The 26,498-nt window shown below is 42.9% G+C and carries 18 protein-coding genes and 1 pseudogene; 10 read left to right on the top strand and 9 right to left on the bottom strand.

The window, feature by feature from the left end; translation table 11 throughout:
* From Q4557_RS15245 to hemC, 5 genes are all read right to left on the bottom strand, one after another.
* A partial coding sequence (locus Q4557_RS15245; protein WP_303413755.1) for a retention module-containing protein occupies positions 1-4,712 on the bottom strand: 4,712 nt, incomplete at its 3' end.
* A 430-nt stretch (positions 4,713-5,142) separates the two neighbouring features.
* Positions 5,143-6,315, bottom strand: coding sequence for a heme biosynthesis HemY N-terminal domain-containing protein (locus tag Q4557_RS15240; protein ID WP_303413753.1), 1,173 nt, complete (start codon positions 6,313-6,315; stop codon positions 5,143-5,145).
* Positions 6,312-7,517 carry a uroporphyrinogen-III C-methyltransferase gene (locus Q4557_RS15235; RefSeq protein ID WP_303413751.1) on the bottom strand — a complete coding sequence of 402 codons (1,206 nt, stop codon included), beginning with the start codon at positions 7,515-7,517 and terminating at the stop codon, positions 6,312-6,314. Before Q4557_RS15235 ends, Q4557_RS15240 begins: the two co-directional genes overlap by 4 nt.
* A 133-nt stretch (positions 7,518-7,650) precedes the next feature.
* Positions 7,651-8,367 carry a uroporphyrinogen-III synthase gene (locus tag Q4557_RS15230; protein ID WP_303413749.1) on the bottom strand — a complete coding sequence of 239 codons (717 nt, stop codon included), beginning with the start codon at positions 8,365-8,367 and terminating at the stop codon, positions 7,651-7,653.
* Between the two features lie 5 nt (positions 8,368-8,372).
* The gene (gene hemC / locus Q4557_RS15225) at positions 8,373-9,302 is read right to left on the bottom strand and encodes a hydroxymethylbilane synthase (RefSeq protein ID WP_102440236.1); all 930 of its coding nucleotides are present in this window, start codon (positions 9,300-9,302) and stop codon (positions 8,373-8,375) included.
* A gap of 256 nt (positions 9,303-9,558) precedes the next feature.
* Between hemC and Q4557_RS15220 the strand changes: the two genes are divergently transcribed.
* Positions 9,559-11,988, top strand: a complete 2,430-nt coding sequence (locus tag Q4557_RS15220) for a class I adenylate cyclase (RefSeq protein WP_303413746.1) — start codon at positions 9,559-9,561, stop codon at positions 11,986-11,988.
* A 67-nt stretch (positions 11,989-12,055) separates the two neighbouring features.
* Here Q4557_RS15220 and cyaY read toward each other — a convergent pair whose 3' ends face one another.
* The gene (gene cyaY, locus Q4557_RS15215; RefSeq protein ID WP_076539407.1) at positions 12,056-12,385 is read right to left on the bottom strand and encodes an iron donor protein CyaY; all 330 of its coding nucleotides are present in this window, start codon (positions 12,383-12,385) and stop codon (positions 12,056-12,058) included.
* A gap of 81 nt (positions 12,386-12,466) precedes the next feature.
* Between cyaY and Q4557_RS15210 the strand changes: the two genes are divergently transcribed.
* The 6 genes from Q4557_RS15210 to Q4557_RS15185 all read left to right on the top strand — a co-directional run bounded on the left by Q4557_RS15210 (position 12,467) and on the right by Q4557_RS15185 (position 17,236).
* A complete protein-coding gene (locus Q4557_RS15210) occupies positions 12,467-12,655 on the top strand; it encodes a lipoprotein (protein WP_241901024.1) in 189 nt (62 codons plus the stop codon).
* A gap of 53 nt (positions 12,656-12,708) precedes the next feature.
* Positions 12,709-13,953 (top strand): diaminopimelate decarboxylase, encoded by a 1,245-nt coding sequence (gene lysA, locus Q4557_RS15205; RefSeq protein ID WP_102476048.1) that lies wholly within the window; start codon positions 12,709-12,711, stop codon positions 13,951-13,953.
* A 45-nt stretch (positions 13,954-13,998) separates the two neighbouring features.
* Positions 13,999-14,826, top strand: coding sequence for a diaminopimelate epimerase (gene dapF, locus Q4557_RS15200; protein ID WP_102440233.1), 828 nt, complete (start codon positions 13,999-14,001; stop codon positions 14,824-14,826).
* 74 nt (positions 14,827-14,900) lie between these two features.
* Positions 14,901-15,533: a DUF484 family protein gene (locus tag Q4557_RS15195; protein ID WP_102440240.1), complete on the top strand. Its 633-nt coding sequence runs from the start codon at positions 14,901-14,903 to the stop codon at positions 15,531-15,533.
* A 69-nt stretch (positions 15,534-15,602) separates the two neighbouring features.
* On the top strand, positions 15,603-16,523 hold the full coding sequence (gene xerC / locus Q4557_RS15190) for a tyrosine recombinase XerC (protein WP_102476047.1): 921 nt from the start codon (positions 15,603-15,605) through the stop codon (positions 16,521-16,523).
* Complete coding sequence (locus tag Q4557_RS15185; RefSeq protein WP_102440231.1) at positions 16,523-17,236, top strand: HAD-IA family hydrolase; 714 nt, start codon at positions 16,523-16,525, stop codon at positions 17,234-17,236. The genes xerC and Q4557_RS15185 overlap by 1 nt, the downstream gene beginning before the upstream one ends.
* A 225-nt stretch (positions 17,237-17,461) precedes the next feature.
* Here Q4557_RS15185 and Q4557_RS15180 read toward each other — a convergent pair.
* Together Q4557_RS15180 and Q4557_RS15175 are read right to left on the bottom strand one after the other, a co-directional pair.
* A pseudogene (locus Q4557_RS15180) lies at positions 17,462-17,953 on the bottom strand (hemerythrin domain-containing protein); the annotation flags it as partial.
* Between the two features lie 148 nt (positions 17,954-18,101).
* Positions 18,102-19,262 carry a kelch repeat-containing protein gene (locus Q4557_RS15175; RefSeq protein ID WP_303413740.1) on the bottom strand — a complete coding sequence of 387 codons (1,161 nt, stop codon included), beginning with the start codon at positions 19,260-19,262 and terminating at the stop codon, positions 18,102-18,104.
* 322 nt (positions 19,263-19,584) lie between these two features.
* On the opposite strand from Q4557_RS15175, the gene Q4557_RS15170 reads away from it, so the two are divergent.
* The 3 genes from Q4557_RS15170 to Q4557_RS15160 all read left to right on the top strand — a co-directional run bounded on the left by Q4557_RS15170 (position 19,585) and on the right by Q4557_RS15160 (position 21,032).
* Entirely contained in the window at positions 19,585-19,869 is a 285-nt protein-coding gene (locus tag Q4557_RS15170) for a hypothetical protein (RefSeq protein WP_303413737.1), read from the top strand.
* A gap of 117 nt (positions 19,870-19,986) precedes the next feature.
* Positions 19,987-20,238: a hypothetical protein gene (locus Q4557_RS15165; RefSeq protein WP_303413735.1), complete on the top strand. Its 252-nt coding sequence runs from the start codon at positions 19,987-19,989 to the stop codon at positions 20,236-20,238.
* Positions 20,235-21,032 carry a PepSY domain-containing protein gene (locus tag Q4557_RS15160; RefSeq protein ID WP_102440227.1) on the top strand — a complete coding sequence of 266 codons (798 nt, stop codon included), beginning with the start codon at positions 20,235-20,237 and terminating at the stop codon, positions 21,030-21,032. Before Q4557_RS15165 ends, Q4557_RS15160 begins: the two co-directional genes overlap by 4 nt.
* Before the next feature lie 121 nt (positions 21,033-21,153).
* On the opposite strand, the gene Q4557_RS15155 is transcribed toward Q4557_RS15160, so the two are convergent.
* Positions 21,154-26,130: a S8 family serine peptidase gene (locus tag Q4557_RS15155; RefSeq protein WP_303413731.1), complete on the bottom strand. Its 4,977-nt coding sequence runs from the start codon at positions 26,128-26,130 to the stop codon at positions 21,154-21,156.
* Between the last annotated feature and the right edge of the window lie 368 nt (positions 26,131-26,498).

Genomic DNA, 26,498 nt, shown 5'->3' with positions numbered 1-26,498 from the left:
TCGCCATTGGCATCAACAGTGACGCCAGTGATGACCTGCACTGTGCCAGCGCTATCGGTCAGGGTTAGGGTGACTGTTGAGTTTGGCGCGACATCGGTGGTGCTACCTGAAATGTCGGCTGTTTCAGCGCCATCATTAATGGTGAGGGCCACATCAATTGAACCCGCAGTGGCGTCCATGTTATCAGTGTCATCATTAGTGACTGTTTGGCCGTTTTGATCCACAGCTGATGCGTCAACGGTGATGTCGCCATCAACTAAGCCTGAAATGTCTACGCCATCAATACTGTAATCGCCATTGGCATCAACAGTGACGCCAGTGATGACTTGCACTGTGCCGGCGCTATCGGTGAGCGTTAGGGTGACTGTTGAGTTTGGCGCGACATCGGTGGTGCTACCAGAAATATCGGCTGTTTCAGTGCCATCATTAATGGTGAGGGCCACATCAATTGAACCCGCAGTGGCGTCCATGTTATCAGTGTCATCATTAGTGACTGTTTGGCCGTTTTGATCCACAGCTGATGCGTCAACGGTGATGTCGCCATCAACCAGGCCTGAAATATCCACGCCATCAATATTGTAATCGCCATTGGCATCGACAGTGACGCCAGTGATGACTTGCACTGTGCCCGCGCTATCGGTAAGGGTTAGGGTGACTGTTGAGTTTGGCGCGACATCAGTGGTGCTACCAGAAATATCAGCCGTTTCAGCGCCATCATTAATGGTGAGGGCTACATCAATTGAACCCGCAGTGGCGTCCATTTCTCCATTGTCATTAGCAACAGCCGTATTGCCTGCTGGATCTGTAACAGTCGCTTCGACGGTATAATCGCCTTCAGCAATCGGTGCAGGGACTTCTATTTCATAGGTGCCATCTTCATTGACGATGGTTTCTAAAACTTGTTCAACACCTTCGCTATCCACTACGGTAACGGTGACTGTGCTACCAGGCTCTGCATCAGTAGTACCAGTAATTGTCGGGGTGTCATCGCTGCTGTTGTCAGGGGCATTTACGGTAATTTCTGGGGCAATAGTATCAATATCACCATTATCTTCAGCAGTGGCAGTATTACCAGACGGATCAGTCACTTCTGCGACAGCGGTATAATCGCCTTCAGCTAAGGGCTCGATAACATCAACTTCGTAGCTACCATCAGGACTTACCGTGGTTTCTAGTGTTTGCTCATTGCCAGTACTGTCGGTAATAATAATGGTGATTACACTGCCAGGCTCTGCATCAGTGGTACCAGTAATTGTTGGGGTATCATCGCTGCTGTTGTCAGGGGCATTTACGGTAATTTCTGGGGCAATAGTATCAATATCACCATTATCTTCAGCAGTGGCAGTATTACCAGACGGATCAGTCACTTCTGCGACAGCGGTATAATCGCCTTCTGCTAGAGGATCGATAACATCGACTTCGTAACTACCATCAGGATTTACCGTTGTTTCCAGTGTTTGTTCATTGCCAGCACTGTCGGTAACAATAATGGTGATCACTGAGCCAGGCTCTGCATCAGTAGTACCAGTAATTGTGGGGGTGTCATCGTTGCTGCTGTCTGGGGCAATGACTGAAATTACAGGTAGTGTTGTATCTATAACTGCGCTATCAGAGCCTTCAGGGCTAATATTACCAGCACTATCAACGATGGTGGCGACTACTTCAATAGAGTCACCTTCTTCTGGAGCAGGTAGTGTTATATCAACAGATCCATTATCAATATCTACTTGTGTAAGAATGATTTCTTGACCATTAACGACTAATGTGTCACCGGGTTGAGCCCCGGTATCAGTTAGGTCGATGGTGACAGATACTTCAGTATTATTAGCTAATTCCTCTTCACTGATGATGCCATCATTATTAGCGTCGGTGTTGATGATTACGCCAGGAGCACCATCAGTAACAGGAGTCACTTCAATCGTCAATGTAGCTGTATTGTTGGTACTAGTGGTGTATGAAATAACGGGAAGAATACCGTTCCAATTAGTATTGGGGGTGAAAGAATATGATCCATCAGTATTTAATAACAGTTCACCTTCATCAAGTGTCACAGTTGTTCCAGCTGTGTATGTCACGCCATTAATTTCAAAGCTAACTACAGTGAGAACGTCATCGGTATCGGTATCATTATCTAGAACATTACCTGCAGCGATAGTGTCTTCTGCAACAATAATGCTGTCATTTTCTGCCACAGTAGGAATATCGTAGTCTTCTGTAGAAGTTGCTGTGCCCTTAGCACCATCAGCGCCGTATCCATATACAATGCCATCAATTACAGTGTCGGGATCGTTTAATAAGTCAGTCGCATCGACATCTACTGAGAATGTACCATCAGATTGCATAATCGCTTGGTATTCTTGACCATTAATGGTCAACATAATGATACCGGCAGTGATAGAAGCATCAGCGGTCACGGTACCTGTAATTGTAATCGTGCCAGTCGCTTCATCTGGCGTCAGTATGTTATCGCCAGTGACGGGATCAATATCTAAAGTAATGTTTGTATTATCAGGAAGATCATTATCATAAATACGTAACGTAGCCTGAGTATCACCTAGTACAGCATTGGTTGGATTAGATAAGTTTATTAGCGCAAATTCAGGGCTACCTTCTACGATTAAATCATCTGTAATAGGGACGCTAATATAAGCTGTAGTTTCACCAGGGAGGAAAGTCACAGTGCCACTTACATTAGTGAAATCTTCACCGAATAAAGCGGTTAGCTCTTCTGAGCTATAATCAAGGGTAATGGTTTCTGTGCTTGGTTCACTTAACGTCAGCGTGAATAATGCAAACTCCATTCCTTCTACAACAACGGCGTAGTCAATATCGACAACAGGTAAGTCTGAACCGTTACCGTCGTTATCAAAAATGGCAAATTCTAGTTCTTCATCATAAACATTTTCACCAGTAACAATGGCATTGAAATATTCAGTTGGTTCAATAATGGCATCATCAAAAATAGGCACGCGAATTAGGATGCTATTGTTACCTGCTTCAAGGTTGAAGCTAAATATAGGTCTAGCAAGATCAGCACTTGAATCAATCCCTCCTACAGTCATGGTCTGCCACGTTAGGCCACCATCATTCGAGTATTCAAGAGGAACTAAATAATCATCAGCATATTCGGCAATTGGGTAACCGAGTTGCTCACTGAGTAATTCACTGGTGAAAGTGATGAACAGTTCTTGATCGGTTTCAAATGTGAGTTCACTATTTAAAGTGAATTGATTAAAACCAACATCTTCAAAAACATCTGGAATATTAGCAGATAGATGTGATTTATATTGATCTTGGGTCGCTGAAGTGACGTCTCTGAAGACGGTCCAATCTTCTACACGGTAATCAATACTTAGGCCTTCAAGATCGTATTGGGTAATACCTTCATTTAAGATAATGACAAAATTGCCATCACCCAAATCTTGTAAAGTCCCAATGTCCTCAAAAGCTGCGCTAAGTCTAACATTGCTAACCAATAAGTTTTGGTCGATAACCTGTTGGCCTACAGCACCTTCTAGTAAATCGTTGGCTGAGAAAGTAATTTGACCATCTAATTCATTATAGTTGTAGGTAATTAACCCACCGGGTACGTCAAGGATATCTACGGTACGTTCGTCATGTTCATCAGGGGTTCTATCGCCTGCAATGTCATCAATGGTATCTGCAACATGCTCCATCGCAATGGTTTCAAATACATTTTGGCCATCTTCTTGTCTTTCGGTATCACGGGTAAAAATAATACCTAATTCAGCAAGTACTTGAGAGATCATCTCTTTACCTGCTGTTGCTATATTTAATGGTTGGCCCGTGGTGGGATCAATATAATTGGCTAATGCTTCGTGAACGGATAATAAGATATTGATATTAGTGCTGTAGCTGTCATCATTATTGATCAGACTATTGGTATTTAAAATACCGTCATCAATACCGTCGGATAAATCGTTATCCAAGGCTTGAAGGAAAATAGCCATGTTCTCAACATAATCCATGTTGGTATCTGACAGCAAAGTACCAGCAATATCCTGTAGGAATAAAATATCCCCTTGAATAACATCGGCGCTAAAAGTAGCAATAGTGACGCCACCGACCATGAAAGTAATAGTGTCGCCAGGAAGGTAAGCAAATGATCCCGGTGAACCCAAATCACCGGTAAAACCTGATAATCCAGAAGAGGTGGTAAAGGATACGCCATTGACAAAATTATCGGTAAACTGAGCTACATTAAAGTTGTTATTTAGCGCAACAACGCCATCATCACCTAATGAAAGACTCGCGGTTAAAATATCTGGTGCATCAAAAGAGGTATCAAAGCCTGCTGTAGCAATAGTTTCCGAGCCTTCACGAGCTAATGAAGCGAAATCACTACCACCTTGATTTGTTGCTGTCTCACCTGCTGCGGTTTCAGGTAGTTCAGCGGTTGGATCTTCACCGGATTCAATTAATGCCTGTAGGGCTTCAATCTCAGTGAGCTCATCTGTGGTCATATCTATGATAGTTTCGGCCGATAAGTTTTCAGCTATGTTGTCACCATTGAGAATAGTGCCATCGTCAAAGGTCACCACAAACGCAATGCCATCGGCTACTTGGAGTTCTGCCCCTGCAGGAATAGTATCTCCTGGAAGAATGTTTTTTGTTTCATTGTTCAACGTGAGAGTAATCTCTCCATTAGTTGAATTTAAAACACCATTTTTTGTCGTTACAACAGAACTCATGACCTTAGCTCCAATAACCCGCATTTAACCTGATATTCATAGTGTTAGCATAACTATGCATATCGAGGTATTTGCTGTTATAAGTTTGAAAGTTAAATTAACCGCAAGTTAACAATTTTAGCAGTAGCCTTACTATAGGTCAATTTTTTGACCATCTAGTTCTTCGTAATAAACTAATGAATTTAAGAGGGAAATAGAAAAGTCTTGTAAATCAGTACAACTAAGTGATTACAGGCAAATGTTAAATTTTTAATACATTAGCATTAGGTGATGTTGGTAGGCTATTCATGAGATATTTGTTGCTAGATTAGCTTGTTTCACGTAGAAAAAAGCGATAAAAAAACCTGCCAAATGGCAGGCTTTAGTGTCTAACTGATTATAGAAAGCGATTAATTCATTATGAAATCATTGCTTAATATTTGCACAAGTTTTACTCGCTAGCATTAGCCGCTTTTCGATAACTTTGTAGTGCAGCGGTATTTTCACCGAGTTGCTCTTGCACTTGTGCTAATGCCAACCAATGCTGTCGTAATGGTGATACGTCACATACTTTTGTCCAGTGCTCTTTTGCGACTTTAGTATCACGTTTTTGCATGGCTAACTTGGCTAAACACACTTGATATCCAGCATCATGCTCATGGGTTTGCTGGTAACGTTGCAGTAGTTTTCTTATTTCATCATCGTCAGCATCTAGTATGTGGGGCAAGGCCGATAAAATGCTGTTACTGGGTTCGACTTTCAAACTCTTAGAAAGCAGCTTTAAGGCATCTTTTTTACGTTCATACTGGCATAAGCCGCGAGCATAAATGGCGATGAGAGTCGGTTGACTGCGCTCTGTTTTACTAAGCCAGTGCCAACACTTCTCAAGATCTTGTTCGTTAGATTCTGTTGCAGCAGTCAATAGGGCAATATTAGTTTGTTGCTCTATATTATTAAATATCTCATCAGTAACGATTTGACGTTTTTTAATAGCAGGTAAAAGTAACTTTAATGCTTGCCAGTCACCCTGTAACTGATATAAATCCAAGGCTAATTTTAGCACTGGGGTTTTACTTTTACTGGTTGGATTGAGTAATTGTAGCTCTATTCTCGCCTCAGCTAATTGACCCTGTTGGATAAGGTAGCGAGTTTTTGAGGTTCTGGCTGCGGTTTGTGCTAGCGGATCTTCTGCCGCTTGAGCTAAATATTGATCACGGGCTTGGCTATTGTGTTGATGATGAGCAGCGCGGGCGGCGGCAAATAAATTCAAAGCCGGCAGTTCGCCTTTTGCTGCGCCTTTAGACATGGCTTTTTCAGCACTAGGCCAGTCTTCTTCTGCCAGTGCTAAGGCCCCTTGTAAGGTATGTTTTTTAGCGGCTTGTTTGCGCCAGCGATCAGGTAAATAGCGGCTATGAATAATGATATTCAGTAGGAAAATAATCAGCCATTCAACTATCTGTAGCGCTGCATAAAATAAAATTAACCCCAGTAAACCAAAGACTAAACTGGTTTCTATTTGATAATCGCCCGCCGCAATATAAATATAGCCTGTGTTGCCGATGATAAATGGGCTGATACAAAAACCGATTAAAATGATAACCACATATGCAAGAGTTTTAATCATGACTGTGGTTCCTCTGCTGGAACCAACTCACCGTAAGTAATGAGCTGCTGAAGTAATCGGGTAGACTCAAATTTTTGCTGGTTTATTTCTTCAATGGTGACCGTCATTAGTGCATCTAAAGCCCGCAGCGCTTCTTGGGTTTTATCTTCGTCTAAATCAAAGTATTGCTGGATCCACGTTCGCGCAAAGCCAACCGATTGGCGATAATTAACTTGATCATGTTGATACAGGGCTAACTGAGCTTGGAGTAATTTATTGCGGATATTTTCAACCAGATACCATTGCTGATCTGGGGCTAGTAGCGGCTCAAGATCTGTAGTGCGCTTACGAATAGTGATAAAACCATCCGTTACTGAATGCCAAGTCTTGGCTAAATTGCTTTGCCAGTCATCTACTGAATCTGAGATGGCATTTTGCGCTGCTAAGTCTTCTGCTGCTTGGGCTTTGGCGCGATTTAACGGCAAAGTATCTAACTGGTTAAGTATGCCATCAATAGCGTAAATGGTGCCTGCCACATCAGTGGTTTTGATGGAATTAGTTCGGGCGAGATCATTGGCAAGTGCGCGGCGTATCGGCAATAAGGTGGGATCTTTTATTGCTTCAATACGTTCGTCTGCAGAGGTTAATAAACTTGCTGCTGTTTTAGGGTCGTTTTCAAGAGCCAGTTTTCTAGCTGCCATACGGACTAAGTATTCAGCTTCAGATGCCATCCAGTTATTTGGATTACGCTGAGCCAGTGTAGCGACCCGTTGTTGTAATTGCTGTTGTGATTTAGCTAACTGCGCTTGTTGCTGATAAGCCTGTGAATTTTGCTGTTGCTGGGCTTCTAATACTGCAATGCGTTTATTGGGTTCTACCAGCGCTTGCGTGACTTGACTACCTATTACGCTGGTTTGTTGGTTTTGAGTTTGCAGCTGCTGTTTTTGCTCTTGCAGTTCCATCCATAGCAGATAGCTTAGGCCTATTCCGCCAATGGCAATGATCAGGCAAATAAGAATACTGAAACGCACCCACCATGAACTTTTACTACGGTGTTTTTTTTCTGGGCTAGCCTCAGAGTTTGTGGCTTGCTTTTGTGTGGTTGATGAGGGATTTTCTGACTCAGGTTCGCTCACTTTATCTGCTTCGATAACAGGAGTTGATTCAATCACATCATTGTCTGAATGAGCTTGTTGATTAGGATCTTGTTTGTTGTGTTCCATGAGCTGTCCTTGAGTACCTAGTTTGATCATCCACAGTGCGACCAAATCATTAATGCGAGCAAAAACACGATAAGGCAAAGTTACAGTTTGGCAGGATTAAACATTATCGCAAATACAAATGACTCGCTAATGATTAAACAGATAATGCAGCTAAAACAGCTTGAGTATTCGCGCCACTTGCATTGGTGACGTGAGTTAACCCGACTATTTTTGCTCTTTGCTCCACTCGATTACTGGGGACTATGATATGACATGATTGCAACCATGCAAATAACTCTTTTGGAACAAGTTTAATTAGATTCTCTAGCACATCGCCACTGGAGACGATTATGGTATCAATGCCGAATTGCTGCCACTGACTGCAAACCAAGGCTGAATCTAGCTTTGGCAGACTGCGTTGGTAGACTTCCCAGTAGGAAACATTGGCCTGTCTGAGAGTCAGTTGCTCAGCGATAGTTTCGCGGCCGCCAATACCTCTTACGATAACAATGTGTTGATTTTTAATATCGCTTAATGATGTCAGTGATAATAAGCCTTCACTGTCCTGGCTGTCTTCAGGGGCAATTTCAGGAGTGATGTTATATTGCGACAGGGCATCAGCGGTGGCTTGGCCAACGGCGTAATAGCGACAATCTGGAAATTTATCATTAAGGCTAATGGCTGCAAACTTTACCGCATTAGTGCTAATAAAAATTAAGCTGTCAGCTTGGGTGAGGGTGTTGGGGTTAATCCGGTTGTGAGTAGGTACCACAGCTAATAAAGGAGTGACCATGAAGTCGACTCCTTTCGCTTTAAGCTTATCTGCCATAGCTTGATTGCGCCCCTCAGGGCGCGACAGTAAGACTTTCATCTCGATTACTGGTTGTAAACAGCGTCTAGAATGGTTTTAGCACCGCGGCTAAGTAAATCTTCAGCCAGTTGCTCACCTAATGCAACCGCATCAGTTTTTAAACCAGTCACATTACCTTCAATGATTTGGCTGCCATCAGGGTTACCCACTAGGCCACGAAGATGTAAGCTATCGCCATCAATTTCAGCATAAGCACCGATTGGTACCTGACAGCCACCTTCTAAGCGCATATTCATCGCTCTTTCGGCAAAAACACGGTAACGAGTTTCTAAATGCTCAAGTGGCGCAAGCAATGCTTTAACGCGTTCGTCATTCATGCGGCACTCAATGCCGACAGCGCCTTGGCCATTTGCAGGTAGTGAGTCTTCAGCTGAAATAAAGCTGGCAATACGCTCATCAAGTTTTAGGCGGATAAGACCTGCAGCAGCAAGGATAATCGCATCGTAATCGCCGCTATCTAATTTAGCTAAGCGAGTACCGACATTGCCACGTAAGTCTTTAATGACGAGATCTGGGCGAGCCGCACGGATTTGACATTGACGACGAAGACTTGAAGTACCCACAACAGCGCCTTGTGGTAATTCTTCAATGGTTTTGTAAGTGTTTGATACGAATGCATCACGTGGATCTTCACGCTCACAAATCACTTGTAAACCTAGACCTTCAGGGAAGTCTACCGGTACATCTTTCATTGAATGCACCGCGATATCAGCGCGATTTTCAAGCATGGCAACTTCAAGTTCTTTAACAAAAAGACCTTTACCGCCAACTTTAGCCAGAGGCGTATCTAAAATAACGTCTCCTTTTGTGCTCATTGGTAATAGCTCTACGGTTAAATCTGAATGAATACGTTCAAGTTCTGCTTTTACGAATTCTGCTTGCCACATTGCAAGTGGGCTTTTACGTGTAGCGATACGAATAACATTTTGAGACATGCCAAAGAGTTCCATCAATAGACTTAATTGCAATAATGCTAACATTGCCAGAAAGCAGATGTAACAAATCGATAGCGATTGTTTGAACTATGCACGTAGTTTTTTGTGATGCAGATCTCATTTGCTGGTGTATTTAAATAAAAGTGCTAACATGATCACGTTTCTACTAATTTATTTAACGCTAATCAACATGGTTTTTAACTGCGCTGCAGTATGTTGATAATTAGTAACTTAGTGCTAGTAACAGGATGATACTTTGAATCAAAAGGTTTATCGCTCCATCGAGATAGCTAATCAACTCAATCTTGTTCGATATGAACGGGTTAAATCCTTATTGTCGCCAATTCAGCAACAGCTTTTCGATATCATTCCTTATTTGATCCATCATCATAATGTGCAACTGCCCGGCAGTAACTCCGCTTTAACGCCTTTTGGGATCAGCCAATTTGACATGACACCTGCTATGGAACAGGCGCGTCACAGTCTGCATTTACCCAGTTTAGATCTGCAAGCAGCCCAGCCCAGTGCGTTCGAAGGAGTGTATTCCATGGGCAGCACCGCAAGTTTTGGCCAAAACCCTAAAAGTGATGTTGATGTGTGGTTGGTTTACAAATCAAGCTTAAGTCATGCTGATTTAGCATTAGTTACTGAAAAAACAGACCAATTGACTCAGTGGTTTGCAAGTTTTGATTTTGAAGTGAATTTTTATCTGGTACACCCATTACAGTTTAGAGAATGCAGCGCATTTGATAATTGTTACAGCTCCCTTGGCGAAGAGCACAGTGGCAGCACCCAGCATTGGTTATTATTAGAAGAATTTTATCGCTCCCATATTCGTTTGTCTGGTAAAGCGGCGGGGTGGTGGCCGGGTGCTGACGCTGATAACGAAGTGTTGTTTTTAGGCGATGTGCAATCCATGCCGGCAACTGAATATTTTGGCGCCTCATTATGGCAACTCTATAAGGGGCTCAATAAACCCCATAAAGCCTTGCTTAAGGTATTGCTGCTGGAAACCTATGCCGCAGAGTACCCGCAAGCAAATTTTATTACCCAGCAGATTTGGCAACAGTGCCTGCAAGGGGATTTTACTGAATCCAATGATGCCTATTTAATTTTATATCAGCGTATTGAAGCATATCTACTCGGGCGACGGGACACGCGCCGCCTCGAAATTGTCCGCCGTTGTTTTTATCTTAAGTGTGGGGTCAATTTAACAAATCGCTGCGTGGCCAGAGATTGGCGCAGAGATAAAATGCAGCAATTGGTTGAGGACTGGGGTTGGCCCCATAGTTTGTTAGAAACACTGGATAACAGCCAGCACTGGCATTCAGGGCAACTGAAATGGTTTAACAAGCAGCTTAATGAATTGCTACTAATCAGTTATCGCACCTTATTGGACTTTGCCTCAAAACAAGCATTAAGCGATCGCTTTAGAGTGGAAGAGTTAGGGATCCTTGCCCGTAAACTTCATACTTATTTCAGTGACGATGAGCATCAATTATTACCTTTAAACAAGCTGTGGAGCAGCTCAATAATCGAGCCAAATTTAACCATTATCCATAGCCTTAAAGAGTCACGATTTTACTTATATCGACAGCCGCATAATTCTGGGCAGCTATTGGGTGAGTCAGCCATTATTAAAGCCGACACACCCACAGCATTGATTGCGTGGGCGGTGATGAATGATATTTCTACTGCGGACACTCAGTGGCAAGAGTATGGACGCAGTAAACACCGTAAAGCCCGCTTGACTCAATTGGCATTAAGCCTTAATCCGTTGATGACGGCGACAAGCAAAGTCTCCAAAGCTGAATTGTGTCAGCCATTTTTTTATAAAAAAATTATTGTTGTGGCCAATCTTGATAAAGACCCAACCATCAAGTGGCAAGGGCAAGAGATCATGATTGATTACATGAACTCCAATGTTTTTTCCTTAGGCAAAAAACAGCAAAATATGTTGTCTACCATTGATATCATTTGTCTCAATAGTTGGGGCGAGTGGCAGTGTCATCGTTTTAAAGGTCCATTGGGATTATTAGAGGCGCTGTCTTTTGTTGCTATAGGCTTAAAATGTAAACCTGAGCAAGTAGAAATTAATATTGTCGCCTGTGCCCAGCGGCTGAAAAAACAATTACATGATGCGCTGCAGGGGATTTTTTCTCAATGCGTCAAATACTGTTATGAGGCGCGCACTTTCTCAGGGTTAATGCATCCGTTACAGCTTGGCGGCCATCGTTATGGTTTATATTTTAATCCCATGGGTTTGGTGTATAACCTCTTGGGTGATGACGCGGTTAAAGCTGGGCCGATAAAAGTGCAGCGTTTTAAAAAGCCGCAGCTGAATGCGCCAGCTGCCATCATCAAAGCTGATCCCTACGGCGGTATCCCCAATGTGATTAAGTTGTATATTTCCAAAGGGGCAAAGCAATACTTTTTACGCCAGCGACCTGATGTTTTAGATGTGTTTATTATTGATGAAGCAAACGAGCTTAAACATCAATTATATGAAAATATGTCGATGCAGGAGTTGGTGGAAAAAGAAAGCCACAGTTTTGCATTTGAGCAGGGGGTATCATCACAGCATTATTTTAATATGCCGCAATTTTTTAAATTAGAAAGAATAAACGGTGAGTTAAACGTGGTGCCATTTGGGGTGATGATAAATGAATTGAGTTCAGACTTCTAAACCCAATTCAGTTTTGCTGACATTATCACTTTAGATATCGACAATTTGAGCTAGTACACCTGAGGGATTAAATCGCCAGCGAAATACCGCTTTGCTTTTTAATCGACTCAATCACAAACGGCATGAATATATTGTCATTACGCTCATCAAACCACTTTCCATCAACTAACGCAAAGTGATAACCACCAAAGCGAGTCGCAATCCAGAGCTCATGTAACGGCTCTTGTTTATTGATGACGATTTGCGAACCATCTTCAAACTCAAGCTGTAAAACATTACCACTGGCATTGATGTCTACATCGGCATCTTGCTCGTCAATAGCAGCTTCAATGGCATTTTCTATCTTGCTGAACATCTCATCTGCCAATTGATGAAACTCTGTATCTGTCATAGCCATGCATTTCAATCCTTGTGCTTTCTAGGTTATGAATGCGATTATAAGGCTATAACTCCCCAGATGCATAGAATGTTGAGAAAAATGAGACTGTTTTTATTCGTAATGCTTGCTAGCCTATCCATTATAGGCTGCGGACAAAAAGGCCCTTTATATAAAACTCCTGACGCAGAAACCAATCAGGAACAGCGAAAACCGCCAGAGTCTACCCTTGAGGAAAACCAAGTTAAACCTCAGACTCAGTCTCAACAATTGCCTCAAAAGCTAGGTTAAAGCCGCCTTTATCGCATAAAAGTATTACAGAATAATAAACAAGGAATCGCATAGTGGATCATTTTATTTATCAACAAGACAGCTTATTTGCTGAAGGCTGCTCAGTAGAGCAATTGGCTCGTGAGCATGGTACGCCGCTATATATTTATTCGCGCGCAACCTTAGAGCGCCATTGGCATGCCTTTGATAATGCCGTGGCAACGCACCCTCATTTAATTTGTTATGCCGTTAAAGCTAACTCTAACCTTGCGGTGCTGAACGTATTAGCACGTTTAGGCAGTGGCTTTGATATTGTTTCTGGCGGTGAATTAGCCCGGGTTATTACCGCTGGCGGCGACCCTAAAAAAGTGGTTTTTTCTGGGGTTGGTAAAACAACGGCGGAAATGGAACAAGCACTGAATATTGGTATTTATTGCTTTAATGTTGAATCAAGCGCTGAGCTTGAGCAACTTAATGAGGTAGCTGGCCGTTTAGGTAAAGTGGCCCCAATATCATTGCGAGTTAACCCAGATGTGGATGCCGGCACTCACCCGTATATTTCTACCGGGCTTAAAGAAAACAAATTTGGTATCGCCATGGATGAAGCTGAGCAAGTGTTCGCTCGCGCCCATAGTTTGCCTAATCTAGATGTTAAAGGGGTTGATTGTCATATTGGCTCACAGTTAACTGAAATGCGCCCGTTTTTAGATGCCATGGACCGAATGCTAGCGCTAATTGACCGCTTAGCAGTGCAGGGCATTGAAATTAAGCATTTCGATGTCGGTGGTGGCTTAGGGGTGACTTATGATGGTGAAACTCCGCCGCATCCTGATGTGTACGCCGCCGCCTTACTTGAGCGCTTGGGCGATCGACCACTAAAATTGATATTTGAACCCGGGCGCGCCATTGCAGCTAACGCCGGCATTTTTGTCACTCAAGTGTTGTCATTAAAAGAAAACAGCGATAAGCGCTTTGCTATTGTGGATGGCGCCATGAACGATCTCATTCGTCCGTCGTTGTATTCAGCTTGGCAAAACATTATCCCTGTTAACCAAACTGCGGCGCAAACCTTTGCTTATGATGTGGTCGGCCCAGTCTGTGAAACCGGTGACTTTTTAGGTAAAGACCGTCAGTTAAATGTGGCAGCAGGTGACTTTTTAGCTGTACGTTCAAGTGGGGCATATGGCTTTGTGATGGCATCTAACTATAACTCTCGTCCACGTGTGGCAGAGGTCATGGTCGATAAAGATCAAAATCAAGTGATCCGTGAGCGTGAAAAGATTGAACAATTGTGGCAAGGTGAACATATACTGCCGTAATAGTTTATCAATACGTTCATAATAGTTCGATAAAGGAAGACACTTTTGATCCAATTCACCAAGATGCATGGTCTAGGTAATGATTTTATGGTGGTTGATGGCGTAACACAGAATGTGTTTTTTTCGCCAGATCAAATTCGCCGATTAGCCGATCGTAACTTCGGGATCGGTTTTGATCAGCTGCTATTAGTCGAGCCGCCTTACGACCCAGATTTAGATTTTCATTACCGCATATTTAATGCAGATGGTAGTGAAGTTGAGCAGTGTGGCAATGGCGCCCGCTGCTTTGCGCGTTTTGTGCGTAACAAAGGGTTAGTCAATAAATACAAAATCCGCGTTAGCACCAGCTCAGGTAAAATGACCCTGCGCTTAGAGCGTGATGGCAGCGTTACCGTGAATATGGGCGTGCCTATCACAGAGCCCAGTAAAATCCCATTTCGGGCCAAACGCAGCGAAAAAACCTATTTATTAACAAGCCCCAAGCAAACGTTTCTTTGTGGTGCCATTTCTATGGGCAACCCCCATTGTGTATTAGATGTGGATGATGTTGCCACTGCAGAGGTGGAAGAAATTGGCGCTATGCTGACCCGTCATGAGCGTTTCCCTAAAGGGGTTAACGTTGGCTTTATGCAAGTGGTTAATCGTGGCCATATTAAGCTTAGAGTCTATGAGCGCGGCGCAGGTGAAACATTGGCTTGTGGTACCGGCGCTTGTGCTGCAGTGGCCATTGGGATTTTGCAAAATAAGTTAGATAACCAAGTTAAAGTTGACTTACCCGGTGGTAGTTTAAACATTAACTGGGAAGGTGAGGGCAAGCCGTTATGGATGACTGGACCTGCTGAACATGTATTTGATGGACAAATCCAGTTATGACCGATGTAATTAATACCAAAAAAATGCTCGCCCAAAATGCCAAAGCAGCAGCTGATTTGGGCGCTGACTTAAGCATGCCGACATTATCGATGGAGGATTTAGCCATCGATGAGCACCTGATCCGCGAGTATTTGCTGCAAAATCCAGAGTTCTTTAATCGTTACCCTGAATTATTGCTGGCGATGCGTTTATCTCATCACGAACGCGGCGCAGTGTCATTGGTCGAGCGCAGGCAAGAAATGCTGCGCACCCGAGTTACCCAGCTTGAAGAAGAAATTACCTCATTAATGAAGATAGCCACCGAGAACGAGAAAATTTTTCGCTTTAATCGGCAGTTATCCTTAGACATTCTAAAGTGTGAAGATTTAGGCCAATTAAGACAGTTGGTGTCACAAAGCCTTAAGCAAGAGTTCGGCTTTACCCATGTAAGGCTGATAACCGTGCATGATATTGACAGCGAATTGGCTAAGATTTGGCGTCAGCGTATTCAGCAAGGTTATTATTTTGGCCGCTTAACCCAATCAGAGTCTAAGCGTTTATTTGGTGGCGAAGTCGGCTCAGTAGCATTGACCAAGCTGTCAGATGAAAATGGTCAGGTGATTTTTGGGGTTGCATCAGCTGATGCGGCGCATTTTCATCCGGATATGGATAATTTGTTTTTTGAACAAATACGCGATTTACTCGACCATATGCTGCCGAAATTTTAAATGTCACAACTTTTTTAAGCTTTAACATTACTGTTTTAGCTTTATCATGATCTGCTTGGAGGTAGTGTTATGAGTCAGCTAAGTTGGTTAGCCTCATTTGAACGCTACCTTATTTCAGAGCGACAATTATCCCCCTATAGTGTGCGCAACTATTTGTATGAAATTAATCGTGCCAGCAAAATAATATTTACTCACAATGAGTTAACCGAGAATGATGATTCATGGTTAGCGGTAAGCCGTGAGCAATTACAAGCCGTTCTCGCCAAACTTCACCGTCAAGGCTTAAGCCCGCGTTCTTTATCACTGTGTTTATCTTCCCTTAAGCAATTTTTTGAATTTTTAGTGCGTGAGCAAGTGATTGATGCCAATCCAGCTAAAAACCTCAATGCCCCCAAGCAAGCTAAGCCTTTACCAAAAAATATGGACCTAGATGCGGTTACGCATTTATTGGATATTGATGCTAGCGACCCCTTAAGTAAACGAGATAAAGCCATTATGGAGCTGTTTTATTCCAGCGGCTTACGTTTAGCAGAGCTTGCGAGTTTAAATATTCACGATATTGATTTTCAGCAACAGGAAGTCAAAGTCATGGGTAAAGGCAGTAAACAGCGGATTGTGCCTGTGGGTAAAATCGCTCTTAGCGCATTACAAACTTGGCTTGATTCGCGGGCTGAAATGCCATCAGCTGACGCGGGTGATGCGCTATTTATCAGCCAACAGGGAAAACGTTTATCACACCGTAGTATTCAACTGCGGATGAATAAATGGGGTCAGCAGCAAGCATTATCTGCAAAAGTTCACCCGCATAAATTGCGCCATTCCTTTGCAACGCATATGCTTGAATCAAGTGCTGATTTAAGAGCGGTGCAAGAATTGCTGGGTCATGCCAATCTGTCAACGACCCAAATCTACACCAGCCTTGATTTTCAGCACTTAGCGAAAGTGTATGATGGCGCTCACCCTAGAGCGAAAAAAGCCAAGGGGAAATAATGAAACAATACCTAAGACTGAAACCGTTTAAAGCCATTAGTTTTGATTTGGATGACACCTTGTACGACAACGTGTCGCACATTATTAAAGCGGAAGCTGAAATATCGCATTTTATGCAAGATAACTTTAAAGCGCCGTTAAATTGGGGGATCTCCCAGTGGCGCTTGTTGAAATCTCAGGTGATTGCAGAGCACCAAGAGTTGGCCCATGACACCACCGCCGCCCGTTATGAAGTGTTACGCCAAGGCTTACTGCAATGGGGTTATAGTGAAGCACAAGCTAGCCAAGGTGCCCAACAAGGGATGCAATGTTTTAGCTTTCATCGTAGCGATTTTAAGGTAACGGAGGAGGTATTGAGTTGCCTTGCCAACTTAGGAAAGCACTTTCCGTTAGTGGGTATTACTAATGGTAATGTGGATGCAACGCGCATTGGTCTTGATGACGTATTGCAATTTGTGCTGCATCCTGGACACGGGGTTAGGATGAAGCCCTACAGTGACTTATTTGATCTCAGTTGCCGCCATTTAGCCATCAAGCCCAGTGAGTTACTGCATATTGGCGATCATACAATCAGTGATGTGTTAGGTGCCAGAAAAGCGGGTTGTCAAAGTGTGTGGTTAAATCATCAAGCGAGTGACAACAGGCAAGCTAAATATATTTTACCCCATATTGAAATCCATCAATTAGATGATCTTACAAGCTTGTTTGGCTAATATTTTTAGCAATATCTATTTGTAAAAGAGTTTATTTTAACTCCCTTACTTTGAACTGTGTTTTTCAAATTATAAGTGCCTTAACGGGCATTTTTTGGCTGCTTTTGGCGAAAAATAGCCAAAAAAAAAATGGTTCTGCTGGGGAGCAAGAACCATTAAACATGATGAATGTTAAATTGGAGCGAAAACAATGATGAAACTGGGATAAAACAAATCTGGCTCTATTTACAGTGCTAATGCCGCTGGAAATAACAGGTTATTTTCAATATTAATATGGGTCTGTAAGTCTGCATCAAACTCAGCAAGTGTCTTGTAACACTTCTGCCAAGTACTACAAGCGCCTTCAGGAGCTTGATAGTTTTTGGTTAATTCTCGTAATTGTTGCAAGATGGTGCCAGCATGGTCATGCTCGTGTTCCATGGCATTTATCGGGTTACCAATATGGCCAAAACAACCATTTACTTCCAAGCCATCACCTAAGCGTCTCATGGCAGGAAACAAAATTTGTTCTTCTTTCATAAGATGTGGCATTAAGTCTGAAACCAAGGCTTGCACAAGGTTAGCTAAAGGCTGGATTTCTGCATGATCGCTAGCATGTGCTTGCACCATTCTTTGGGTGTATTCAACCAGTAAAGGCGCCGTTTCACGTACATATTGATGATGAGTCACTTCAATATAATCAATGAGTGATGCGAGGGGCAGTGCCTGTAATTGCTCAAAGCTTGAAGCTGTGGTCATGAATATTCCAAAGATGCATTTAATTTACATGTATTTTATATGCATCTTTAAATTGCTCAATACAAGCACCATAAAAGTGTTATCTGGATCACGTTTTATGGCGCAATATGTCTCTTTATGAGTACTGCTATTGAGTGCAACCTTGATCAGTTTTTAGCGGTGAGCTCAACACAAGATTACTGACTTTTTGCTCGCTCACCATGCCGCCAATTCTTAGCAGCTTATCTTGATGACAAATGAGGCCGCGATGATCCATTGAGGGTGTTGCAAGCCTTATTGGGGTAAGCCAGCTGTTGCTAGCAAAGTCGAAGCTATATTGATATTGCTGTGGGGTACTGGGAGCGCCGTTATAACCGATACCACTATAATTGTATGGGTTGTCACTGCCACCAATAAAGATGGCGTAGCCTGCTTTGTTATTGTATCTATCACTGTCTTTATTGCTATTTTTATTAGAGCCTACACCTGTTGCCGCCATTCTATAATGCGCAATAGCAGGCTTGTTCATGTCACTTTTTGCCGTCTTAGCAACAGAATAATGTGGCAGTAATTGCCAACTAATTCTTAAATGATTCTCTGGGTTCAGTTCACCATATAAACACACGGGTGATGATGCATAGCTGCGACGTTTACCTATATTAGCCTGAACTTTCACACCATCGCACAAGACAATTTTATTGTTAACCATGGCCACCGCTTGACCAAACACCGCCGGGGCAGGTATCGGACTTGCCTGAGACCAAGTATCGGTTTGAGTGTCATACACTTGCACTAAATTAACATTGCCGTCGTTGTGCCAACCACCAAATAAATATACATAGCGTTGTTGGTAAACACTGGCAGCCGTGTCATCAACAGCGACGGGCATGTCGGCAATACGTTGGTACTCATTAGCGCTGATGTCGAAACGGTAATTATCGACAGTGCTAATTTCTTCATGATTTTTAGCCACAGTGTAGCCACCAAAAACATAAGCTTGATCATCAACACCCACAGCTATAGAAGCTAATCTTCCAGCCAAAGGCGCGACAAAAGGAACATCTTTAATGGGCTGCCATTGGTTATTGGGACTCGATAAATCAAGCGCCCACGCTTTATTATGCACCGCGAGATAATCTTTTGCTTCAGCAAGCCCGGTAAAACTCAGTAAATACTGGGCATTATCTGTAGTGACTTTGGCGATGGCATTATTTGAAACTGACTCAGGCAAGGGCGCATAGGTTGCAAAAGCAATCGGTGCAGAAATGATTAATAAGATAGCCGAGTTGAGTTTTAAAGGCAGTTTCATGTAAATCCTTTTGTGGGTTAGCACTGTATTTATTAGTGTAGCGAGCAGTGTAATTATTCGTATGGTAAGCAGTATTTTCTTCGGTATATGCAAGCATACTTTACACAAAATAAAGTATCGAGCGAAGCCTTGATAAGAAAGTATCACAATTAAATTTCTATGAAAATTAAGGTGTTTCAGGTAATTTAGACGCTTATTATTTAGTGAAAATTAACTGTATTCGCACCATAAATTAAAATAATAACAAGGGTAACGACAAATTTTGATTATCCATAAATCATATAGAAAAATATTCTCAGCCCACTTTCTCCATCGGTGGCTAATGCTGGTGCTGGCGATTCCCATCATCATATGGAGCGTGACCGGTAGTTACTTTGTGTTGATGGATATTGGCTTTATTCGCAGTGATCATGTGGTTAGCAAAGTAGAAGTTATTGACCCTTCTCAAGTGCAATACTCGGTAGGTAACGTCTATCAAAATTACCCTAAAGCCCAGCAAATATCCCTTAAAAGCGTGCTTAGTAAAGCGGTTTATCAAGTCAATTTAACAGATGATAAGCTGCTCATCGATGCGCAAACGGGTCAGGTACTTGAACGCTTTAATTAGCAACAGGCACGTCAAATCGCAGCTTTATATTTACCATCGTTTTCAGCGACCCAATTAAGCTCCATTAGCCTTATCGAACACAATGCACCAGCTGAGTTATCTGCAAGGCATCTACCTGTGTGGCGAGCTGAGTTTGATGATATTGGCATGACAACCCTCTATATATCCGCTAAAAGTGGCGATGTGGTAACCCGCCGACATGAATACTGGCGCTTGTTTGACTTGTTTTGGAAGTGGCACATCATGGATTATAACGACGGTGAAGCCATTGATAATCAGTTACTCTTTTATACTTCAATAAGCGCATTTATCGCTGTTTTTTCTGGCCTGGTGTTAGTGTGGCAACGCCGAAAGAGGTATGTGAAATGAGTGCTAAATCGAGCGTGAGAACAAGTAAAATACCAGGCAAGAAAGCCAAGCGGTTACAGCATTTGATCCGAGTCTGGCATTACTGGGTAGGCGCGTTAGTTAGCCTACAATTTTTGATTTGGCTAGGGACTGGTATTTACTTTAATATCACCCCACACGAGGCGCTAAAAGGCATGGCATATAGTCATCATGCTGCCCATGAAGACTATAATTTCAATGCTGCAGAACTAATAACGGCAAAGCAAGTACTGACAAACCATCCGAATCAACAGCAATTAGCACTCATATCATTGGACAGCAATCCCGTGTATTTACTGACTGAAACCGCAATGCGTTATAAACATGAGTGTCAGCAGCAAACCTTAGTGAATGCCTATAGCGGTGAAGTGATTCATATTGACCTATCGTTAGCAACCACGCTGGCCATCGACAGTTATAGGGGGCCTGGCAGCGTTATCAGTGCTAATAAACTTAAGCCGCCGATTAGCGAGTGGCCTAAAGAATGCAATCCCTTATGGCAAATCAACATGGATGATGATCTTGAGACACGAATATACATCAATGCCATTAATGGCCAGTTAATTGGCCACAAAAATAGCGACACTGAACTGGCAGATTTGATGTTCAAATTACATTTTATGGATTACTTACATCAAGGCAGTTTCAATAATCCTTTCAGTTGGTTTTTTGGCTTAATGGGCTTGTTTTTATCACTGTCAGGTTTGTATTGGGTGGGAGAGAACTTAGTGAATAAGCGTTATAAATTAACGCGGTTCTTAAAGGTTAAAAGCTGAGTTTAAGTGTAGTTATTTTCATGGTTTAATAAAATCAAACTAAAAAGAAGGCCCTCATCAGAGGGCCTTTCTCATAGGTATTGTTTGCTTAACATGCCTATATAATCGTGAAGCTTAATATTTAGTGAAGCTTACGGCGACGACCAGCGAATAAACCTAGTACACCTAATGCTAAGAAGCCTAAGCTACCACCGCTTGATTTTTTCTCTTCAACAACAGGAACTTCAGGTGCTGGCGCTACAGGCTCTACGCCATCAGAGTTAACCGTTAGCTTAAAGCTGGTGGTTGCTTGATCAGACGGGTAAGCCATATCATGCACAGTTACAGATACCATGGTTTCACCAAACCAGTCAGCATCAGGGGTAATCGTGATGCTATCACCTTCAACTTTAGCAGTGATGTTATCACCTGCCACCATAATGCCATTGACTGTGCCTTTAAGGTCAGCATAGACAACATTCATTGTAAGAGAGCTATTCTCTTCAATTACTTGGTCTGTAAAACCTGCAACTTGAATATTACTTGCTGATGAAACCGTATGGGATACCGTCACTAACTCTGAATCAGCGTATTGACTGCTAACCGTTACTGCATTATCCATTCCAACAGCTGCAGCTGATACACGGGCAGAGAAGCTAACCGTTAATGCTGAGCTTTCAGGGCCTTGATAATCAGCACAAACTAGCATGCCTTCAGCCACTTTTTCATCAACGTTATTGTAGGCAAAACCGTCATTGTACCAACCGCCGACAGGCTGGTAGGTGCCACGCTCACCGTAATAGCCATGTAGACCAATTGAACCAAAATGATCGTTAGCCGTTTGCAGCGCTTGATAACCAAACATGATTTCATGGGCACCAGGGGCAAAATCTAACTTAGTTGAGATAATGGTTTCAACATCAAAGTAAGCTGATGCATCTGGGTTACGGTTACCGGTAAAGCGGTTATCAATTTCTGCACCACCTTTCCACTGGAACACATAATAATCATCAACCACAGCACCATATACTAGGTTAGTGACTGCGCCGATATCTTCACGGAATGCCACTTCTGGCATCATCACATCACCACGCCACAATGGGGCAACCATAGTGTCAGGGAAGCTTTGGAACACATCATTAAACTCATAATGGTAATTATAGAAATCTGGCATTTCGTCAAATTTCACATAACCAAATGGTGAGATTTCAAGTAAGTCATGCAGCATGTCTTGCTCTGCACCGTATAAAGGTACGTGAGGTAAATCATTCGCTGACATTGGAATACTCAAATATTGGTTAGAGTAGCCAGTAATGCCTAAATCAGAGAAACCAAACTCACTTGGTACATCCACAAAGGTGTCACTCGCGCCCTGCATTTGCGCAGGAATACGACACGTCGCATCCTCTAGACTCGTGGTAAACACATAGTGACGTGGGGTATCTAATGACGAAGGTTGCACAGTATTAAAGGCAATGGTATTACCATCAATTGTCATGTCTTCAGTGTATTGTGGTAAGCCAGAAACCTGAACGCTGTCTTCAATTAACTGGAAGCCTGAAGCGAGTTCAGTACTTAAGGTTAACTGACGCTCACCACCTAACAAGTTAGGCGCTAGGCTGACTTCAAACTCAACAATATCACCGGCCTTGGCACTGGTATGGCTTGCTTCAATTTCGGTGTCGCTACCGTCATGAATAAGCTGTACTGGGATATAACCTAAGTTATCATCGTTATAGCTGTCGCTACCAATTCCCACATAACCATAATAAACATCGCCCTCTACAGCATCAGCTAAATCATAGTTTAACTGTACGCGGTAAGGGTCCATGCCATTTGATGAATCTGGGCCAACGGCAGTCAGATTAGCGTCATCTTGATCACCGATGATAGCTAAAGCGAAGGTCATATTATCAGCAAGGTTAGCTGCATCTTCATAATCATACTTATAGTTAGAGCCATAAGCCCAGTAAGTTCCTGGAGTTGGATTATTGATCGCGCAGTAATCGTTGTTATCAATACGAGAGTAACAAATGGCTTCTTCATTCCACTGGATCTCACCGTCGTTATTGACATCCATACCAATATCGATTGATGCATAAGCATTATAGTCAGCTTTAACCACTTCCCACACGATACGCTTAGTGCCTTCTGGTACGTCAAAGAAGTTAACCACTTGACCATCATCAATACGTGATTGCGCGGTATTGTCTAAGTCGCGCACATCACTGCGCTGCATTTGCACATCAAAAAGTTCCGCTTTAACTAAGCCATTAACGCGGCTATTAAAGGTTTGAATTTCTTCAGTGGTGATTTCAGGGGTTAAAATATGCCCTTGTTGGCGGTGGATATTACCGACCACATTTTCAGGCATACTGGTACCACTGTAGCGAATGCTAACCGGTAAATGTTGCATTGGCATATCCGTGCTTGCAGGGGTAATAGTCACATCACCTAGTAAGCGTAGAGATGATGAATCTGCACCCGGTGCTTGAACTTCTAACACTGTTGCTGTGAGCATGATGGCTTGAGTTTCGCCTTTGCTAAGGCTAAATGTCTTAGGCGACACTTCAAGCGACAGCATATCTGCGCCATCCATTGCCAGCGACTCAGCATCCACAGTCCAACTGCCATCAGCTGTCGCGGTAAATGTCCGCATCATGGTACAAGTGCCACTGCAGCTTTCATTGTAAAAATATGGCACGTTTAGGGTGTTAACTGTGCCGCCATTTTTAGGGTTAGCCGCGCGGTAGTTATCACCGGTTTCATCCATGATTAAACCCGCTTTAAATGCGCGAGCAACGTTAATCACGCCACTACCTGCATCACTAAAGCCTGCTGGCTCTAAATCAACAAAGGGGTAAGTTTCAACCGTGCGAGTCACTTCAGCTAAATTCGCAGTCATCATTAATGCTGACTGAATTTGTGCTGGTGTCCAACTTGGTTGTGCTTGCTTTAATAATGCCATTGCACCTGCAACATGGGGCGCTGCCATTGAAGTACCACTAATGGTGTTGTAGTCACCAGGTACACCTACACCAGAAAACGGCATTTCATCAGCCCATGCCGCATAAATATCAACACCAGGAGCGGCAAGGTTTGGTGACATGACTTCAGGGTTATCAAAGTTATGTCCACGAGATGAGAAGTCAGCTAACGCATTAGGCACACGTTCAGTCGTCACCACACTTGAAGCCGTGATGGTTAACTGATGATCACTGCCTTTAGATAACCAGCTTGATAAACCAAACCAGTTAGTTGAAGCATCACCATAATAACCACTATAAGGCAAGTGAATACCGGGGATCACATAAGGGTCGTTATTAACCGACTCTGTAGAGCTGGCGTTACGTAAAATAAAACCACCTGCACCGCCTTCGGCTACGTTAATGGCTTTTTGTACACGAGCGATATCACCACGCTTACAAACTACAATTGGCGCAGTGTCATATGGAATGCCTTCAGGAGAGTTATCAAAAAAGCCTGCTGGGAAGGCTTCATTACATTTTTCATATTCCCAGCCGTAGGCTGTTGCTTCAACCACAGGGCCTGTATAACCTTCGGTAATCCCGCCGCCAACAAGTTCTGGTAGCTCTTGCTCACCGCCAGTTGCGCCAGTAAGCATTTTACCTTCAACACTGAATTCACGTGTATGCGTGGTTGCTGCAACAGAGGTCACCCAAGGGGATAAGTGATCAATGGCCCCGCGGCGTACATTTGCTTCAGAAGGGTCAAAAGAGTTACCCGCTGAGGCTGATACCGAAATACCGGCTTCTCGTGCTGCTAAAAAGGCCATCTCCATTGGGTCTTCCCATGGGAATGCGCCATAAGCAGTACCAATTGAGTAGTTAATCACATCTACGCCATCGGCGACTGCATCTTCAATACCCGCAAGTAATGCAGAACCAGGGCAGCCTGTGTAATTATTAAAGCTGCCGTCACCTGGGTGACATACTTGGTACATAATGACGTTAGCGTGCGGCGCGACACCTGAAATACGCGGTAACATTAAGTCCGTTGGCTTGCCGTCACTGGTTACGCCAACATCAGGTACCATATAGGTACTATCTAATATGATATTACCGGCAGCGGTTGAAGCAGTATGTGAACCATGGCCGTTGTAATCTTCGCCATTAGCAGGTCTTAATGGGCCTTCGATTTCCCACCAGCCTTTATCAGGTTGAAAACTTTCATCGCTATAAGTGTCGGTAATCACAGGGTAAGAGCGCACACCAATAAGCTTGTCATTACACATGCCGGCAAACTCTTCAAGCTCACAGTCGCCTAAATAGCCAGCATAACGCGACGGTAATTGATGTACATAGCCATCATCGCCTTGTGCTGCAAACGATTCATGGTCGGTGTTAATCCCGGTATCGAGCACGCCTACAACAATACCTTTACCGGTAAACGCTTCACCAGTAACTTCACCGGTCCAAAACTTGTCAGCGCCGATATGCTGTGGACCCACATCAGTTTGTAATTGGTAGATGATTTCACGGGTCACACTGACAACACCAGATAAGCCGGCAACGCTTGCTGCTTGATCTTGAGTCATACGCATCGACATACCGTTAAAGGCAAGCTGATAGTTAGCGATAGTTTTAGTGTTACCTACCAAGCTGGTAATTTGCGAGCTTACGCTAGCTTGTTTTTCACTAAGGTAACTACGATATGATTGTACATCGGTACTATTGATATCAACTTTATCATGCAGCTGTGGGCTTAATGCCGCCGGGATTTTACTGGTTCGAGGAGTCGTAGCATTTAATCCAGCAACACCGCCTTGATATAATGAAACTGGCTTGTCAGATAACTGAATAATATAAGTTTGCTCACCTTCAACATCATCTTCATAAACAAAGGGAACTTTTTGATCAACACTTGAAATAGCACGATGAACATTACGTCCATTACTATTTCGAGTTTGTGTCACTACCTCTCCAGATAAACGATCTTTATTTTTATTGTCGTTATATTGCTTAATTGCATCGGTAATAACTATAGGCTTAATATTGGCCGAGTATGCACCATCAGCATTGGCGCTATCAGCACTCGCTCCGGCAGCACCCGCATAAATGGCCGCTAGGGTCATTATATGAACTTTGTTCAGTTTCATTGTCGTTTCTTCCGTTATTATTTGTGAATGCAAATTTTTAACAAATTTGTCACATGAATATTTAACGTGTATTTGCGTTAGCGGCCAATGCATTTTATGAATCAACTGATAGTTTTTGTGAAAAACAATAAAGGCTAGCGATCAAATCATAAAATAAATAAGCTTAAAAACCAATGGTTTGACTTTTTTTAGATAAAAATATCAGCTATATAAGAGATTAAATGGAGTGAATTGAGTTTACTTGGCGCCTATGGTGATACAAAGTGAAACAGTCACTACAGGGTGATTGTTGTGATTATTAGGCTAATTGAACTATCGCCATTAGCTTTACTAATAAAATAATAACAATGGTACATTTTTACTGCTAA

The sequence above is a fragment of the Shewanella sp. 5_MG-2023 genome (assembly GCF_030547465.1).
Taxonomy (GTDB): domain Bacteria; phylum Pseudomonadota; class Gammaproteobacteria; order Enterobacterales; family Shewanellaceae; genus Shewanella.
This window is presented reverse-complemented; position numbering and strand designations above follow the sequence as displayed.